Below are 16228 nucleotides of genomic sequence, written 5' to 3'. Positions count from 1 at the left end.
CGTCATGACCGACAAACAACTGGGTTTCATTGGCGTCGGGGTGATGGGCCGGCCGATGGCGCGACGGCTGCTGGAGCAAGGCCATGCGCTGGTGATCTTCGACAAGGACCCAGCCGCCCTGGCCGAGCTCTCCAGCCTGGGTGCCCGGGTTGCCGACAGCGTGCGGGATGTGGCCAACAGTGCGCAGATCATCTTCACCAGCCTACCGAGCCCAGCGATTTTCAAGGCCGTGGCGTTGGGGGCGGACGGCATCGTCGAGGGCGAGGCGGTGCGCATTCTTGTGGACCTCTCGACAGTAGGATCGCGTGCGGAACAGGAGGTCGCTGCCGGTTTGCTCAAGCGTGGAATTGAAACCGTCGACGCCCCGGTCAGTGGCGGTGCGGCCGGTGCCAGCAAAGGCACGCTGGCGATGATGGTCGCGGGTAAACCCGAAGCCGTCGCCCAGGTGCGAGAGTTGTTCAAGGTGTTCGGCAAAGTGTTCATCGTCGGTGAACGGGCCGGGCAGGGGCAGTTGCTGAAACTGCTGAACAACATGCTCTCCACAACCGCATTTGCCATCACTTCAGAAGCCTTCGTTGCCGGCGTGAAAGGCGGGCTCGATCCGCACGTGATGATGGACGTGATCAATGCTGGCAGCGGCAAGAATGGCGCGACGCTGGACAAGTTTCCCAAGCACGTTCTGCCGGGCACCTTCGATTTTGGCTTCCCGGTGTCCAGTGTGTGCAAGGACATTGGCCTGGCGATTGACGAGTGTCAGGCGTTGGGCGTGCCTATGTGGTTGGGTAATGCGGCGCGGCAACTATGGAACGTCACCGCGCAGCAGGATGGAGGGGACAGAGACCTGACCGAACTGGTGCGCACGGTCGAGGGCTGGTCCAATCGATGATCCTTTGATTCGCGGGGTCGCTAATCCAGCGTTCGGCCTTTGGTTTCGGGGAGCAGCAAGGCGGCGATCAGCACCACGCAATAGGCGCCGCCAGCGAACATGCCAATCGCCAGCCCCAGGGTGCTTTTCGCGCTGAGATAGCCGACCAGCGTCGGAAACAACGCGCCGACGCCGCGCCCGAAGTTGTAGGCAAACCCTTGCCCGTTGGCCCGTAAGGCCGACGGGAAAAGCTCGGTAAGGAAGGCCCCCAATCCACCAAAAATACCGGAAGCGGCGAACCCCAGCGGAAAGCCCAATACCAAAATCTGGTTATTGGTCAATTGCATCTGGGTATAGGCATAAATAGCCACGCCCGACAGGATGGAGAACAGAATTAGGTTGCCACGCCGCCCCAGGCGATCGCCCAAATAGGCACCGCACAGGTAACCGCAGAACGAGCCGGTGATGATCACCAGCAGGTAACCGCCAGTGCCGATCACCGACAAACCACGCTCGACCTTGAGGAACGTTGGCAACCAAGTGGTGATCGCGTAGTAACCGCCCTGAATCCCGGTACACAGCAGCGCTGCCAGCACCGTGGTTTTCAGAAGCTCAGGAGAGAAGATCTCCCAGAACGAGCGGCGAACTTCGCCGTCTGCATAGCGCTGTTGGGTGCGTAGGTAAACGGCCGGTTCCGGCACATTTTTACGAATGAACAGCACCAGCAGCGCGGGCAGCACGCCGACCCAGAACAGACTGCGCCATGCCCATTCTTCGGGCAGCACCGAGAACGCCAAGGTGTAAGCCAAGGCTGCAACGCCCCAACCCACGGCCCATCCGCTTTGTACTGTGCCGACTGCTTTGGCGCGGTTTTCCGAACGGACGATCTCACCGATCAGTACCGAGCCGACCGCCCACTCACCGCCAAAACCCAGCCCTTGCAAGGCGCGCAGCACAAATAGCTGCTCAAAGTTCTGACTGAAACCGATTGCCACCGTACACAGGGAAAACCACAGAATCGTCAACTGCAGAATGCGCACACGGCCATAGCGGTCGGCGAGAATCCCGGCGGCCCATCCGCCGATGGCCGATGACAACAATGTCACCGTGCCGAGCATGCCTGCTTGCCCTTTGTCGATGTGCCACAGCGTCATCAACGTCGAGATGACGAAGGTGAAGACCATGAAGTCCAGGGCGTCAAGGCTCCAGCCCCCGAACGCAGCAATGAAAGTACGGCGTCCGCTTTTATCCAGTTCTCGATACCATTTCATTTTTGTTTTTATCCTGAAGTGGCGCGGCACTTGGGCCGCAAGGGTGCAGCGTGATTAGGCGTCGCGGCTGCGCAGCGGCGGGAAGTCATAGAGGCGTGCCGGATTGTCCACCAGTATTTTTTGCCGTTGGGCAGCGTCTGGAACCCAGTCGGCCAGCAGGTTGAGCATACGCCCGGTGTCGACCATTTTCGGGATCGCCACATGGGGCCAGTCGCTGCCCCAGAGCATGCGGTCCGGGGCGGCATTTACCAGTGCCTGTGCCCAGGGCGTGACGTCAGGGTAGTCGTCCGGTTGATCGCTGATGCGATACGCCCCCGACAATTTGACCCACCAATCGTGGTCGCGAACCTGCAGCAGTAGCGCCTGGAAACCTGGGTGCGACATGCCTTCGGCCACCGGCATATGGCCCATGTGGTCGATGACCACCGGGCAGGGCAATTGACTCATTCTTGGCATGAGTTCGGGTAACTGGCGTATGTCCATCAGGAACTGCATGTGCCAGCCCAGTGGTGCGATGCGCGCCGCGAGTTTGTCCATGATGTCAAAACCGACACCGCCGCCGAACAACACATTGAGGCGCACACCCCGCACCCCGGCATCGTGCAGGCGCTGCAACTCAACGTCGTCGATGTTGGCGTCGACCACCGCGACACCGCGCAACCGGTCGGGGTGCCGAGACAGCACGTCGAGCATGTAGCGGTTGTCAGTACCATAGACGCTGATCTGCACCAGTACACCGCGACCCATGCCCATTGCGTTGAGCATCGACAGGTACTTTTCTTCCGGTGCGGGCGGCGGCGTGTAACTGCGATCCGGGCTAAACGGATAATCCCCAGAAGCGCTGACGACATGGGCATGCGTGTCGCAGGCGCCCGGAGGTACGCTGAAACGGGAGGGCTCGACACTGTCGAGGGGCGGCAGGCAAAGCGCGATAGAACGTACGACTGAATCGTGTGGAACAGACATCGGCGTTACCTCGATCTGTTTATTGATTTTATTATTGATAATAAAGCGATGTATTTAGCCATGATGGCTGCCGGGAAATCAACAAACCATGCAAGGCCAATGAGCAACGATCAGCTGTCGCTAGCAGGAACCCTGGCGATCATTTTTGGCGCACGCAGGAATTCGAAATCACAACCCTTATCGGCCTGCGTTACCTGTTCGTAGAACAGCTTACGGTAACCGCGTTCGGCGTCTTGCGGCACCGGCAATACCAGTTCGGCACGGCGGCGCGCGAGTTCTTCGTCGCCGATGCGTAGCTCGATGCTGCGCTCGGTGACACTCAGGCGAATGCGATCACCGTTGCGCACCAAAGCCAAGGGGCCACCGAGTGCCGCTTCCGGGGTGACGTGCAAAACGATGGTTCCGGCGGCGGTGCCGCTCATGCGGCCATCGGAGATGCGCACCATGTCTTTGACGCCTGCGCGGGCGAGCTTTTTCGGGATCGGCAGGTAACCAGCTTCCGGCATGCCCGGTGCGCCAATGGGGCCAATGTTCTTCAGCACCAGGATGTCGTCGGCGTTGACGTCCAGCTCCGGGGTGTCGATGCGTGCAGCCATGTCCTCGGAATTTTCGAACACCACCGCACGGCCTTCGTGCTCCATCAACACCGGGTCGGCGGCTGATTGCTTGATGATCGCGCCGTCTGGGGCCAGGTTGCCCTTGAGGAGTGCAATGCCGCCTGCGGGGTAGATCGGATTGCTAAAACTGCGCACCACGTCCTGTTTGAAGGCCGGAACGTCGTCCAGTTCTTCACCTAGCGTGCGGCCGGTCACCGTCAGTGCGTCCAGATGCAATTGCGAACGCAGTTCACGCAGCACGGTTTGTAGGCCGCCGGCGCGGTGCAGGTCTTCCATATAGTGCTGGCCCGACGGCTTCAAATCGACCAGCACTGGGGTTTCCCGGCTCATGCGGTCGAAGGCTTCAAGGTCAATCTCAAAGCCCATACGCCCGGCGATGGCGGTCAGGTGGATGATGCCGTTGGTTGAGCCACCGATGGCCAATAGCACCCGCAGGGCGTTTTCGAAGGCTTTTTCGGTGAGGATCTTGTCAGGCGTTAAACCGGTTTCGGCCATGATCACGGCGTGTCGACCGCTCAATTCGGCGATGCGGATGCGGTCGGACGTGACGGCCGGAGGCGACGCACCACCCGGCATGACAATGCCCAGCGCTTCACCGATGCAGGCCATGGTGCTGGCGGTGCCCATCACCGAGCAGGTGCCGACGCTGGCCACCAGTTTGTCGTTGACCTCGGTGATTTCCTGCTCATCGATTTGATCGCCACGGTACTGGCCCCAAAAGCGTCGGCAGTCGGTGCAGGCGCCGACCCGTTCGCCGCGATGTCCGCCGGTGAGCATGGCGCCCGTCACCAGTTGCACCATCGGCACATTGGCCGATGCGGCGCCCATCAATTGCGCGGGGACGGTTTTGTCGCAACCGCCGATCAACACCACGGCGTCCATGGGCTGGGCGCGAATCATTTCTTCGGTGTCCATCGACATCAGGTTGCGCAGGTACATGCTGGTGGGTTGGGAAAAGCTTTCGGCAATCGAGATGGTGGGGAAGTCGATCGGCAAGCCACCAGCCATCATTACGCCGCGTTTGACGGCTTCGATTAACTGTGGCGCGTTGCCGTGACAGGGATTGTAGCCGCTGCCGGTATTGGCGATACCGACGATAGTACGGTTGAGCGCATCATCGGTATAGCCAGCACCTTTGATGAAAGCCTTGCGCAGAAACAGTGCGAAGCCAGTGTCTCCGTAATTGGTCAGGCCCTTGCGGATGCCCTGGGGTTTGATGACAGGGTCGTGATCCGGCATACAACACCTCGGTTAAATCGCGGCTTGAATTATTATCGTTGATATTATTGATAATAAATTAAGGTGCGATGAAATCACGAAATCGCTCATCCCGGCAAGTACTCCGTCAATTTGTACTGTCCGCTAATCGAGGCTGCGGTCCGTGAGCGTTTGTGGCAGTCTGGCACGGTCAATATTTACTACGTGAGCGCTGTATCCGGTTATGCCATCCATTGAATTCGATGATTCACACACCAACCTTGAAGGGGCGGTGCAAACCCTGGAAGAGGAAATCGTGCTGGGCTTTCTTCATCCGCGTGAGCGTTTGGTGGAGGATGAGTTGCTCGCTCGTTTCAAACTCAAACGTCATGTGGTCCGCCAGGTACTGGCCGAACTCGAGCGGATGGGGCTGGTTGAGCGCAAGCGCAATATCGGGGCTTTGGTGCGGGCGTATACGGTCAAGGAAGTCGAAGATCTGTACGCGGTGCGCGAACTGCTGGAATGCCAGTGTGTGCAATTGATCCGTTTTCCAGTGCCACAAGAACGTCTTCTGGCGCTGGAAGCGACACAGATCGAACATGACGCGATGATTTCCCTGGGCAATTTGCGACAGGTATTTCGTTCCAACATGCGTTTTCATCAGCAGCTGTTCGCGCTGTCCGACAACCAGGTGTTGGTCGCCGCCATACAAGACCACGCTCAACGCGCGCACTCGGTTCGATCCTCCTCACTGGTGTTGCCCGAACAGCTTGAGCGCGCTCGGCGTGAACACTGGCAGATCATTGACGCATTGAAGGCCGGGGATTCGAAACAACTGGTCGATCTGTGCAGTGCCCATCTGCGGCCATCACTTGAAGCCTATGTCGCGGCGTATCACCGCAGGGCAGGGGGCGCTGAGTCGTTGAGCGAGAGAAACATAGTGGCGTGAGCATTGCCCCACACAATCACACTGACAACAATCGCAAGGAGCAACTATGACTTGGTCTGCCAAGCAGTATTCGACATTTGAACAAGAAAGGACGCGCCCGGTACGTGACTTGATAGCGGCCATCGCCACGCAAAATGTCCAGACCGCCATCGACCTCGGTTGTGGCCCCGGTAACTCCACACAGGTGTTGGCTGAACGCTTCCCGGACGCGAACGTCACGGGAATGGACAGCTCGGATGATATGTTGGCAAGCGCACGTGAGCGGTTGCCGTCGCTGAACTTTGAGCAAGCGGACATTGAGTCGTGGAATCCTGATACGACATTCGACGTGGTTCTGGCCAACGCTTCGCTGCAATGGGTGCCAGACCACGCCGGGTTGTACCCGCGTTTGTTGAGCAAGCTCAACGCCGGTGGCAGCCTCGCTGTACAAACCCCGGACAACATGGAAGAGCCCTCCCACCGCTTGGCCCGCGAGGTAGCCGCGCAAGGGCCTTGGGCCAGCAAAATCGGCTCGGTCAGGCATCCGCCGCGCCACAGCGCGACATTTTATTACGAGCTTGTGCAACCGTTGTGCAGTTCGGTGGACGTCTGGCGCACCACTTATCATCATCCATTGGTGGGTGGGCATCAGGCGGTTGTGGAATGGTTCAAGGGTTCAGCGTTACGGCCGTATCTGGCACCGCTCGATGACGCTGAAAAACAAGCGTTTCTTGAGCGCTATCTGCAGGTCATCAGCCAGGCATATCCGGCGCTCGACAACGGTACAGTGCTGCTGCCATTTCCGCGCTTGTTCGTCATCGCCCGTCGCTGACATCGGCTTCAACGAGGATCAGAGATCTGCCAGGACGGATATGACTTTTTTCCTTTAAGGAAATTGCGCCGTTCAGCCTGAAATCGTTGCATCAGACCAGATGGATATAGACTAAAAAAACCTGCTGGTCACTTGCATCGTCGGTACAATGGCTGGCGCACTCAAGGACATGATAACGCGCCAGCCGCAGCACCTTTAACAGACAGACGGGGTCTATAGTGCTGATGTCGATTAAGCTTTAAGCATCCACTGAGTTGATTGACTCATCGGGAAGGTAATAATTGTTCCAAGGACCGGTTTTTATATGCCTAAACGGCATCAATCTGGGCATTACGCTCACATCAACCGAAATTGAGACTTGGAGCAATCGGTTATGAAGAGACAATTGATTTGGGGCTTGGCGCTTTCCTTGCTGGCGCTAGGAATATCGGCTGCGAATGCGGACAGTGATGTCAGCCAGAACAAACCTGTGGCTGAATCTGGATCTGACCACGTTGGGGCTAACAGAACTGCCTCTGACGGTGCGGACCGTGTCGGTGCCAACAAGGTTGCAACAGACGGCGCAGACCATGTAGGCGCAAACCGCGTGGCTTCTGACGGTGCAGATCACGTTGGCGCTAATGCGGTGGCGGCAGTCGGGGTTGAGCGTGGTCTGGCATCCGATGGCTCTGACAAAGTGGGTGCCTCCCGTGTCGCCGCCGATAAGTGGGATCGCATGAAAGCTCGCGAGCTTGCCGGTGAGCTTTGCTACGAATGCCTCACTAAGTAGATGCCCCCCGTTGAGTCATGCCGACGACGCTCGGCATGACCCAGCTTTTTTCTCTTCATTCGTCCGACAGTAGGCTGCCCACTAAGATAGTAGATATTGGGCCGTGCCCGCATGGCTGTGCGCCGCGTTCGCTGACGTTATGCAATTTGTCGAGCAGTTACTGAACGAGTGATCAATCAGGATGTGACATGCATCCAGGGTGAACTATTGACGTGGGTTTTGGGTCGGCTCTGAACCCTATTGACGGAAACTGCCCGGAGTTATCAATGAAGCCTTATGTGATCTGCCACATGCTGTCATCCATGGACGGTCATGCACTTACTGACGGATGGGACCGGCCCTTCAAGAAAGCGGCTGGCGACCTGTACGAAAAGCTCGCTCAGACATTCGCTTTCGATGCCTGGATTTGTGGCCGCGTCACCATGCAGGAAGTCGCCCACGACGACGGTTACCCCGCCGGTCTGGCTACATCACCGATACCGCGCACTCACCACTTCGTCAACCGAAAGGCCGACAGGTACGCAATCTCCATCGACCCACATGGCAAAGTGGGATGGAAGAGCAATCAAGCGCTGGACTCCCATGTGGTTGAAGTGGTCACAGAGGCAGTATCGGATGATTATCTGGCGTACTTGCAATCGGTCGGCGTGTCCTACCTGTTCGGTGGCAAAAGTGAGATCGACCTGCATGTTGTAGTTGATATCCTTGCCCGTGAGTTGGGCACCAAGCGCCTGATCGTCGAGGGAGGTCCGCACGTTAGCGGGTCGTTCGTGGAGGCAGGATTGGTTGATGAGGTCAGTGTGCTGCTCCTGCCGCTGATCGACGGGCGGGGGGCGCATCCTGCCTCGTTCGAAATCGCCCCCGCTGTATGGAAACAGCCGGCTTATCTGACTCTTGACTCGGCAGAGGTCCAGGTGGGCGGCGGGGTCTGGTTGCGTTATCGGACGGCCAAGTAACTCAGCGTTTCTTGTCCCGTGCAATGCACCTTGAAATTAAGCGCGCCCCTGTACAGGTTGTGTGAAAACTACTACAGGATGCGGCGCGTTCGGCGTTACTCAGCCAATGCTGCGTTAAACGTTAAACACAGGCGAAGAATGCTCAACTCAAACCTGAGCCATGATCTGAATGATTTGCAGCAGATGTTTGCCTGTATTCAACGCAGGGGACTCGGCGCCACTCCAGGATGAGTGGTGTTAGTCGTGAATTGTCACACCTGGGTATTTGAGAGCCCCGCAGTGCGCAGCGCGTCTGGACTGATCGTCGCTGATAGGATTCGCGTTACAACACCAACCCCTCTGGATCAACTGAGCAGAGGTTTTTTTTGGATCGTAAAAATAAGGGGTACGCGAGCGCATTGTTGCGCTCTTTAAATGATATGTCGTCATAACGCCGATCAGGTTACTTGGTGACATATATTTTCAGTTCGGTGTTTGGCTGGTTGTGCTAGTGATCTTTTTTAATATATTTCGTTACTTATGGATGTGAATGGGCTCTGGAGTTTATTGCGTTCGGCGGCTAGCATTGCTTGGCGATTGGTACTGCTATTTGGGTATTAAGGTTTTTCGCCTAGTTGTGAAGTGGTATTAACGTTATTTAATGACGACTCATACTTGTTTTGCTGCGGATCCAACCAAGGAAAGGATATGAATAAAAAATATGTAACGCTTGCTGCAACACTTGCGCTCTCACTTACTGCCGTTGCTGGAGTGAGCCAGGCGGCTGATGAGAGCAAACCCATGGAAAAGTGCTTCGGCGTTTCCCTTGCTGGTAAAAATGATTGTGCCGCTGGTGCCGGAACCTCCTGCGCTGGCACGTCGAAAACCGACTATCAAGGAAATGCCTGGGTGCTGGTCGAAAAGGGCAGCTGTACCCAGATCAAGACCCCTAAGGGCTTTGGTACGTTGATGGAACAGCCGTAATGTCGACGGTTTCTCGCCTCGACCAACTGTGCGCCCGGATAAGCCGGCGGTTTTTACCGCCAGCGCTGGTATTGCTGGTTGCACGCGTTGGCATCGCCTCGGTGTTTTATATGTCGGGGCGCACCAAGGTGACCGAGTTACTGACCCTCAAACCATCAACCTATGCGTTATTTCGATATGAATATGCCTTGCCACTGATCTCCCCTGAGTTGGCAGCCCGGCTGGCAACTTATGCGGAGCATGTATTGCCGATTCTATTGGTGATGGGTTTACTGACTCGCCCAGCTGCCGTTGGGTTACTCATCATGACGGCGGTCATACAAATATTTGTATATCCAGCGGCTTGGTCAACGCACTTAAGTTGGACTGCACTGTTGCTGGTGTTAATTGCCTATGGCGGTGGCACATGGTCACTTGATCGCCTGATAAAGCGTAAATGTTCGCCCTCTCTTAAGGGCGCCCAGCCATAAATGGAATTATTTCCACGATCCTTACTGACAGCGGAGTGGTCATCCGACCATTCCGAAACCTTGAAGACTCACGTTAATTGACTCTGGAGAAACACCATGACGACCCCTATTAAATCCCGTTTGAGCATTGCTGGCGCTGCGGCTGTCATCGCGATGGCATCGGCTTCGTTTTCCGTGACAGCAACCGCTGCTGACAAGGAGCAGCCTGTCCACTGCTACGGCATCAATAGCTGCAAGGGTACAAGTGCTTGTGCCACCGCAAAGAACGAGTGTAAAGGCCATAACAGTTGTAAAGGTATCGGGTTCGTACAAAAGACTGAAGCTGAGTGCCTAAAAGAGGGTGGATCCCTGACCGAAATCAAGTAACTGTGTAGCGGCTCCGGCCCGAAAGGGTCGGGCCACTTTGTTCAGGTTAAATGCCCGTAGCTTCCCTCAATCCTTCATTGACTTCTTTTAGCTGAGTGATCGCGATGACCCTTTCCATTCCAGCCTTCTCGGGCTACGGCCTTGGCTTGAGAAAGGACCACTATCAGGACTTCCTTGAGACCGACGTGCCGGTTGATTTCGTCGAAGTCATCTCCGAAAATTTCATGGTTGCAGGTGGCCAGCCTCGGCATATCCTGCGACAGATTCGTGAACGCCACCCCGTTGCACTTCATGGCGTGTCGATGTCCATCGGTTCCGCTGATGGGCTCGATCCTGATTACCTTCTCCGTCTCAAAGCGCTGGTTGATGAAATCGACCCGCTGTTCGTTTCCGATCACCTTAGCTGGTCACGGATTGACGACTTCAACTCTCATGATCTGTTGCCTGTGCCGTATACCAATGAAGCACTGGACATCGTCTGCGCCAATATTTCGATGGCTCAGGACGTGCTGGGTCGGGCAATGCTGTTCGAAAACCCTTCCAGCTACCTGACGTTTGAGGGGGCCGACATGACCGAGTGGCAGTTCATCGCCGCCATGTCCAGGCGCACAGGCTGTCACCTGCTACTCGACGTCAATAATGTCTTTGTCAGCGCGCAGAACCACGGCTTCGACGGGTTGGCCTTTCTCGACGGTATCCCGGCTGATCGTATACGGCAGATTCATCTGGCCGGGCACAGCCAAGGAGAAAACCTGTTGATCGACACCCATGACAAGCCCGTCTGTGCGGATGTCTGGACCCTATACGCCAAAGCGATTTCATTGCTCGGCCCGGTGGCGACGATGATTGAACGCGACGATGACATCCCGCCCTTGGTCGACTTACTCAAGGAACTGGAGACTGCCAGAATTCTCGGCGCCGTCGATGCACGTAAGCGTGCGCAGGAGGTCGCATGAGCCTGGCGGACATGCAGCGAGATTTCCGCAGTTGGTTGGTCAATGCCTCCAATGAGGCAGCGCAGCGCTTGGGGGCCGTCGCCAGTATTGGCCTGCCTGTGTACCAGAACAACTACCGCGCGCAACTGGTGGGTTGCCTCGAAGAGGCTTTCCCCCATGTCCGTGCTTGGTTGGGCGATGAGGCTTTTCTAAAAGCGGTCGTCACACATATCGACAAGTATCCGCCTCATGCCTGGACCCTGGATGCCTATCCTGCGCTGTTCGGCGAGACGCTAAAGGTGATGTTTGCGAATAATCCGGATATTCATGAGCTGGCCTGGATCGAGCTGGCGGTTTCCCAGGTATTTGTGGCTGCCGATGTTGAACCCATTACGGCTCAGGCTTTAGCTGACGTCGATTGGGACAACGCCTGCTTGCGGTTGACGCCTTCGCTGATGACTCATCCGCTGACCACCAACGCCGAGGCGATCTGGTCGGCGCTGTGGGAAAAAACCCCCACACCGGAGAGCGAGATGCTCGAAACGCCCGGTGGATTGATGGTCTGGCGTCGACAGTTCACCTCCCGGCTTCGACAACTGGATGCGCTGGAATACCAAGCGCTGCTTCAGGTGCAACACGACGGCAGTTTTAATGCGCTGTGTGAGCTGCTCGTTGAGCGCCTGGGCGAAGCTGAAGGTGTCGAAAAAGCCGGGGCGCTGTTGGCGTCATGGTTGTGTAGCGAGCTGATCGTCGGTGTCGATGACAGCCGAGGCGAAGCCAGGTAGCCCGCCACTAAAGCGGCGTTCAATGCCGCTGTCAGTTGAACATCGGTCGCAACCGATAAACTCCCCGGGCGATCATCGGTCCATGTGTAGCCGATGACTTCTATGTGTCGGTCAAATAGCGGTTATAAGGGTTGTTTCGCGGCAGAGCATCTGACGTTCCTTATATCGCTGATCATCCGACCCTTGGAGTGGGCACATGTCCGAACACATCAACCAGCATCGCCGCCGCTTTCTAGTCACCGCAACGATTGCCGTTGCCGCTGTGGAATTGGGCGTGACCGGTTTGGCAAATGCAAAATCCGCCAGCACATCATCTCCCGACGCTCCCGCAGTCAAGCCCGGCACTAACACCACATTCGGTCCGCTCAAGCAAATCGATGCGGGATTGCTTAATGTCGGCTACGCCGAACTGGGGCCTGCTGATGGTTCCGCGGTCTTGTTGTTGCATGGCTGGCCATATGACATTCACAGTTACGTCGATGTCGCGCCGATGTTGGCCGCGAAAGGTTATCGCGTGATCGTGCCGCATCTTCGTGGTCATGGTTCGACGCGCTTCCTGTCAGACAGTACGGTGCGCAGCGGCCAGCAAGCGGCGGTGGCGCAGGACATCATTGCGTTGATGGACGCGCTGAAAATCGATAACGCGATTCTCGCCGGTTACGACTGGGGTGCGCGTACCGCCAACATCATTGCCGCGCTATGGCCAGAACGCTGCAAAGCGATGGTGTCAGTGAACGGCTACCTGATCAACAACCTGGAACGCAACAAACTGCCGCTGCCGCCGATGGCCGAACACGGGGGGTGGTACCAGTTTTATTTTGCGACAGAGCGTGGTCGGGCCGGGCTGGAGGCTAATCGCCGAGACCTGGCCAACGTCGTGTGGAAGTTCAACTCACCCAAATGGAATTTCGGTAAAGCCACGTTTGATCGCACTGCTGACTCCTTCGAGAACCCGGATTATGTGGCGATCGTTATCCACAACTATCGCTGGCGCTTGAGCCTGGCACCAGGTGAGCCGCAATACGATGACATCGAAAGGCAGCTGGCAGAGAGTCCGGTCATTGCAGTGCCGACGATTACCCTGGACGGCGATTCGGACGGGGTGGCACCGGCTTCGGACGGTAGCGCTTACGCCGGGATGTTCACTGGCAAGCGCGTCCACCGGATTATCGCTGGCGCAGGCCGTAATCTGCCGCAGGAAGCGCCGCAGGCTTTTGTCGACGCGGTGGTCGACGCGGACAGCTATGCCAGTGGCGGCGCGTGACGAGTGATCGCCCATGGAACGGCCAGCAACGGCCTGTTCGCGGCCGGGGAGCACTCCCATTAAAGTTTGCCAACGCGGGTGACATCGCCACCCCGGCGGTCCTGAAAGCCCGATGCCGATCCGGCCGACAGAGACGTGGTTCTGCCTATCACTCCAGCGAGGCGTTATGATGACGCCGCTCGATGCCTGACGGTCAGGCTCGGGCCAGTCTCAGTCCTGGAGCCCGATAGCCGATGTTCAGCATCACCCATTTTGAAACTTCACCGCCCGAGTCGATCAACAGCCAGGTTATGCAGATGGTGGTGGATTATGTGACCGACATCAGCATGGTCGCCATCGCGCCGAGCAATCCGTTGTACAAGCTGTATCAATACGGCATGGGCTACGAGATTCACTTGTATCTGGAGGCCATGAACGGCGCGAAAGGCATGCCCGTTGAATTGATCGTAGCGCTGGATGAACACGACCCTCTGCAGGTCATCGGCTTCGTGCTGTATCTGCCGGTAAAAGAGCAGCCTGAGGCTTGCGCGGTTGCTTATATGGGCGTGCTCGCCAGCCATCGACGTCGCGGTGTCGCGCGCGGGATGCTTGACGCGATGGTTGCGCGATACCCGCATGCGGAGCTTGCGTGTTTCGTCGCCAAGGTGCCGTATTTTGAGGCCATGGGTTTTCAGGTGATTGGCGTGCGCGGGCCGCAAGTCTTGATGAGTACCCGTGATCACAGCACAAATGGCCTGTTGGCCGTGCTCGATGTGACGCCGATCTACAACTCGTTGGAGGTGAGGCAGATCCATACCTACCTGCTTGGACAGCACGGTAAAAAAGCCATGCTCGACGCCGAGAAACAGCGGGACCGCCACCTCGATCAGATGACTCGTCACGCCAAGGCATTCGTGCAGGACCGGCTGGGCGCTTGACGCTGTAGCAAATGTAGGCAAGCGATGCACCGTCGATCATCAGCCTGGTTTTTTTGCCAGGCTTGCTTGACTTCCCTTTTTTAATCAGTAAGATAGCGCGCATTCCGCGATAGCTCAGTTGGTAGAGCAAGTGACTGTTAATCACTGGGTCCCTGGTTCGAGTCCAGGTCGTGGAGCCAGACAAGGTTCCAGAGAAGGCTTTCAAAATCTCTGAAACCCCCGAAAACCCGCCTTCTGGCGGGTTTTTTCGTTTTGGCGTTCTGTCGGATTCCGGTGGATACCAGCCATTTTAAGGGTAGAGTTTGGGATAAAGGTCAGTTCGATAAAAGGGAGTACCCTTATGTCGCGCACTACTGCTCCACTCTCCGACGCCGCTTGCCGTTCGGCCAAGCCCACAGACCGCGCCTACAAGCTTTTCGACGGCGACGGCCTTTACCTTCTAGTCCAACCCAATGGCCGCAAAGGCTGGCGTCTCAGATACGTCAAACCTGATGGCCGGGAAGGACTGACCTCATTCGGCAACTACCCCATCGTTGGCCTCTCGGATGCGCGCCGCAAGCGCTTGGAGGTCAAGCGAATGCTGGCGGATGGCATTGACCCTATAGGAGCCAAGCACCAAGCCAAGACGCAAGCCCTAATCAAAGGCCGCACCTTTGAAAGCGTTGCCCTCGGCTGGCACACGGAAATGTCAGCCAAGTGGGCACCGGACTATTCCAAGACAGTGATGAGTCGCCTCAAAACTCATCTCTTCCCGCTGATCGGCGCCCGCGCCATTGTCGACCTTGATACCCACGACCTTATGCGGCCCCTGGACGCGATTAAGAAGCGCGGAACGATAGATATTGCTTTAAGGGTACAAAACTACCTGCAGAGCATCATGCGCGAGGCAAAGCGCCTCCGGCTTATCACCGTAAACCCTGCTTACGACCTCGTAGGCTCGATCAAAGCCTCGCGGGTCGTCCACCGCCCCGCCTTATCCTTATCGCGCTTGCCTGAATTGCAGGAACGGATCGACACCTATAAAGGCCGCGCACTTACCCGGCTGACGGTCTTGCTGTCGCTGCACGTGTTTGTACGCTCCAGCGAGCTGCGCTTCGCCCGCTGGAGCGAGTTCGACCTCAAACGTGGCGTCTGGGAAATACCCGACACGCGACCAGCGTTGGAAGGCGTACCCTTTTCCACAAGGGGTACGAAGATGGCAGGCGATATCCATCTTGTACCCTTATCGCCGCAAGCGATCGCCCTGCTCGAGCAGATCCACGCAATCACAGGCAAATTTGACTTGGTGTTCGCAGGCGATACCAAGTCTTGGAAACCAATGTCCGAAAACACGGTGAACAGCGCGCTTCGGAAGATGGGGTACGACACCAAATCCGAGATCTGTGGGCATGGGTTTCGTTCGATGGCCTGCAGCGCACTGATCGAGTCAGGCTTGTGGACGGACACAGCCATCGAGCGGCAGATGAGCCACAAGGAACGCAACAACGTCCGCGCCGCTTACATCCACAAGGCCGAGTTCATCGAGGAGCGCAGGCTGATCATGAACTGGTGGAGTCGCTACCTTGAGGCTAATCAGCAGAAGCATGTCAGCCCACGCGAATTCGCCAATCAGACGGGTGCCAATGTCACTCGCCTAAAAGCAAAACGTGGCGCAACTGAGTAAGCGCTCGGTCCTCATATCTCAGTGATCCGTTTGTCCACGCGGGTCCATCCAAACAGGGCTGCAAAGCCGCCCTGTTTGGATGGACCTCACTTAAAAAATCTAAAGCCCACGCAATTGTCTGTGGAAAACCACTGATTTCCATTAGTGGATAATTTCATCCACAGCCGCAGAACTCCCGAAAATTCGAGCCTTGACCCTAATTCTCCACAGGCGTAGAAAAGGTCGGGCAAAGCGCTGTCGCTGACAGCAACCCAGCTAGCCAGAACCTTTAAGGCTACGCCACACCCTGGTGGTTCTCCCAAAGTGCGATTAGCGTCCAGCGGCTCGCACGGTCACTCACCGAGTGATGGATGCCTACTCTTACCAGTGTGCCGACTGCGGCAACTCATACCCTTTTAAAGCTGCCCTGCAGCAACCTATTCGCTTGGCCATTTCATTGCGCCAACCTGCGCCCGTCTCTTTCT

16 protein-coding genes and 1 tRNA gene are annotated in these 16228 nt (G+C 56.9%); 14 read left to right on the top strand and 3 right to left on the bottom strand.

Annotated elements, in window-relative coordinates; translation table 11 throughout:
- Positions 1-4 precede the first annotated feature (4 nt).
- Positions 5-886 carry an NAD(P)-dependent oxidoreductase gene (locus tag VGC62_RS10645; protein WP_331187039.1) on the top strand — a complete coding sequence of 294 codons (882 nt, stop codon included), beginning with the start codon at positions 5-7 and terminating at the stop codon, positions 884-886.
- Between the two features lie 20 nt (positions 887-906).
- Here VGC62_RS10645 and VGC62_RS10640 read toward each other — a convergent pair whose 3' ends face one another.
- From VGC62_RS10640 to VGC62_RS10630, 3 genes are all read right to left on the bottom strand, one after another.
- Positions 907-2136: an MFS transporter gene (locus tag VGC62_RS10640; RefSeq protein WP_331187038.1), complete on the bottom strand. Its 1230-nt coding sequence runs from the start codon at positions 2134-2136 to the stop codon at positions 907-909.
- A 54-nt stretch (positions 2137-2190) separates the two neighbouring features.
- Complete coding sequence (locus tag VGC62_RS10635; protein ID WP_331187037.1) at positions 2191-3102, bottom strand: amidohydrolase family protein; 912 nt, start codon at positions 3100-3102, stop codon at positions 2191-2193.
- Positions 3103-3212: 110 nt separating this feature from the next.
- Positions 3213-4958: an IlvD/Edd family dehydratase gene (locus VGC62_RS10630; RefSeq protein WP_331187036.1), complete on the bottom strand. Its 1746-nt coding sequence runs from the start codon at positions 4956-4958 to the stop codon at positions 3213-3215.
- A gap of 202 nt (positions 4959-5160) precedes the next feature.
- Here VGC62_RS10630 and VGC62_RS10625 point away from each other — a divergent pair, with 202 nt between their 5' ends.
- The 13 genes from VGC62_RS10625 (at position 5161) to VGC62_RS10565 (ending at position 15764) form a co-directional block, all read left to right on the top strand.
- The gene (locus tag VGC62_RS10625) at positions 5161-5865 is read left to right on the top strand and encodes a GntR family transcriptional regulator (RefSeq protein ID WP_331187035.1); all 705 of its coding nucleotides are present in this window, start codon (positions 5161-5163) and stop codon (positions 5863-5865) included.
- Positions 5866-5911: 46 nt separating this feature from the next.
- The gene (gene tam, locus VGC62_RS10620) at positions 5912-6676 is read left to right on the top strand and encodes a trans-aconitate 2-methyltransferase (RefSeq protein ID WP_331187034.1); all 765 of its coding nucleotides are present in this window, start codon (positions 5912-5914) and stop codon (positions 6674-6676) included.
- 373 nt (positions 6677-7049) lie between these two features.
- Positions 7050-7445, top strand: coding sequence for a hypothetical protein (locus tag VGC62_RS10615; protein ID WP_331187033.1), 396 nt, complete (start codon positions 7050-7052; stop codon positions 7443-7445).
- A 266-nt stretch (positions 7446-7711) separates the two neighbouring features.
- Positions 7712-8401, top strand: a complete 690-nt coding sequence (locus VGC62_RS10610) for a RibD family protein (RefSeq protein WP_331187032.1) — start codon at positions 7712-7714, stop codon at positions 8399-8401.
- Between the two features lie 687 nt (positions 8402-9088).
- Complete coding sequence (locus VGC62_RS10605) at positions 9089-9364, top strand: DUF2282 domain-containing protein (RefSeq protein WP_331187031.1); 276 nt, start codon at positions 9089-9091, stop codon at positions 9362-9364.
- Complete coding sequence (locus tag VGC62_RS10600) at positions 9364-9834, top strand: DoxX family protein (RefSeq protein ID WP_331187030.1); 471 nt, start codon at positions 9364-9366, stop codon at positions 9832-9834. Before VGC62_RS10605 ends, VGC62_RS10600 begins: the two co-directional genes overlap by 1 nt.
- Before the next feature lie 96 nt (positions 9835-9930).
- The gene (locus VGC62_RS10595; RefSeq protein WP_331187029.1) at positions 9931-10200 is read left to right on the top strand and encodes a hypothetical protein; all 270 of its coding nucleotides are present in this window, start codon (positions 9931-9933) and stop codon (positions 10198-10200) included.
- Positions 10201-10304: 104 nt separating this feature from the next.
- A complete protein-coding gene (locus VGC62_RS10590; RefSeq protein WP_331187028.1) occupies positions 10305-11156 on the top strand; it encodes a DUF692 domain-containing protein in 852 nt (283 codons plus the stop codon).
- Entirely contained in the window at positions 11153-11920 is a 768-nt protein-coding gene (locus tag VGC62_RS10585) for a DNA-binding domain-containing protein (protein WP_331187027.1), read from the top strand. The genes VGC62_RS10590 and VGC62_RS10585 overlap by 4 nt, the downstream gene beginning before the upstream one ends.
- Before the next feature lie 196 nt (positions 11921-12116).
- A complete protein-coding gene (locus VGC62_RS10580; protein ID WP_331187026.1) occupies positions 12117-13184 on the top strand; it encodes an alpha/beta hydrolase in 1068 nt (355 codons plus the stop codon).
- 233 nt (positions 13185-13417) lie between these two features.
- Positions 13418-14101, top strand: a complete 684-nt coding sequence (locus VGC62_RS10575) for a GNAT family N-acetyltransferase (RefSeq protein ID WP_331187025.1) — start codon at positions 13418-13420, stop codon at positions 14099-14101.
- A gap of 103 nt (positions 14102-14204) precedes the next feature.
- Positions 14205-14280: transfer RNA gene (locus VGC62_RS10570), tRNA-Asn, on the top strand.
- A 161-nt stretch (positions 14281-14441) separates the two neighbouring features.
- Positions 14442-15764 carry a tyrosine-type recombinase/integrase gene (locus tag VGC62_RS10565; protein WP_020302255.1) on the top strand — a complete coding sequence of 441 codons (1323 nt, stop codon included), beginning with the start codon at positions 14442-14444 and terminating at the stop codon, positions 15762-15764.
- The last annotated feature ends 464 nt before the right edge of the window (positions 15765-16228 follow it).

Source organism: Pseudomonas sp. (genome assembly GCF_036404235.1).
Classification (GTDB): Bacteria; Pseudomonadota; Gammaproteobacteria; order Pseudomonadales; family Pseudomonadaceae; genus Aquipseudomonas.
The sequence above is the reverse complement of the archived record's forward strand: the minus strand, read 5'-3'. Positions and strand labels throughout refer to the sequence as shown.

Excerpts from the sequence above, each read along its gene's own strand:
- VGC62_RS10645 (WP_331187039.1), top strand. The coding sequence starts at position 5 with ATGACCGACAAACAACTGGGTTTCATTGGCGTCGGGGTGATGGGCCGG.
- VGC62_RS10640 (WP_331187038.1), bottom strand. The coding sequence starts at position 2,136 with ATGAAATGGTATCGAGAACTGGATAAAAGCGGACGCCGTACTTTCATT.
- VGC62_RS10635 (WP_331187037.1), bottom strand. The coding sequence starts at position 3,102 with ATGTCTGTTCCACACGATTCAGTCGTACGTTCTATCGCGCTTTGCCTG.
- VGC62_RS10630 (WP_331187036.1), bottom strand. The coding sequence starts at position 4,958 with ATGCCGGATCACGACCCTGTCATCAAACCCCAGGGCATCCGCAAGGGC.
- VGC62_RS10625 (WP_331187035.1), top strand. The coding sequence starts at position 5,161 with ATGCCATCCATTGAATTCGATGATTCACACACCAACCTTGAAGGGGCG.
- tam (WP_331187034.1), top strand. The coding sequence starts at position 5,912 with ATGACTTGGTCTGCCAAGCAGTATTCGACATTTGAACAAGAAAGGACG.
- VGC62_RS10615 (WP_331187033.1), top strand. The coding sequence starts at position 7,050 with ATGAAGAGACAATTGATTTGGGGCTTGGCGCTTTCCTTGCTGGCGCTA.
- VGC62_RS10610 (WP_331187032.1), top strand. The coding sequence starts at position 7,712 with ATGAAGCCTTATGTGATCTGCCACATGCTGTCATCCATGGACGGTCAT.
- VGC62_RS10605 (WP_331187031.1), top strand. The coding sequence starts at position 9,089 with ATGAATAAAAAATATGTAACGCTTGCTGCAACACTTGCGCTCTCACTT.
- VGC62_RS10600 (WP_331187030.1), top strand. The coding sequence starts at position 9,364 with ATGTCGACGGTTTCTCGCCTCGACCAACTGTGCGCCCGGATAAGCCGG.
- VGC62_RS10595 (WP_331187029.1), top strand. The coding sequence starts at position 9,931 with ATGACGACCCCTATTAAATCCCGTTTGAGCATTGCTGGCGCTGCGGCT.
- VGC62_RS10590 (WP_331187028.1), top strand. The coding sequence starts at position 10,305 with ATGACCCTTTCCATTCCAGCCTTCTCGGGCTACGGCCTTGGCTTGAGA.
- VGC62_RS10585 (WP_331187027.1), top strand. The coding sequence starts at position 11,153 with ATGAGCCTGGCGGACATGCAGCGAGATTTCCGCAGTTGGTTGGTCAAT.
- VGC62_RS10580 (WP_331187026.1), top strand. The coding sequence starts at position 12,117 with ATGTCCGAACACATCAACCAGCATCGCCGCCGCTTTCTAGTCACCGCA.
- VGC62_RS10575 (WP_331187025.1), top strand. The coding sequence starts at position 13,418 with ATGTTCAGCATCACCCATTTTGAAACTTCACCGCCCGAGTCGATCAAC.
- VGC62_RS10565 (WP_020302255.1), top strand. The coding sequence starts at position 14,442 with ATGTCGCGCACTACTGCTCCACTCTCCGACGCCGCTTGCCGTTCGGCC.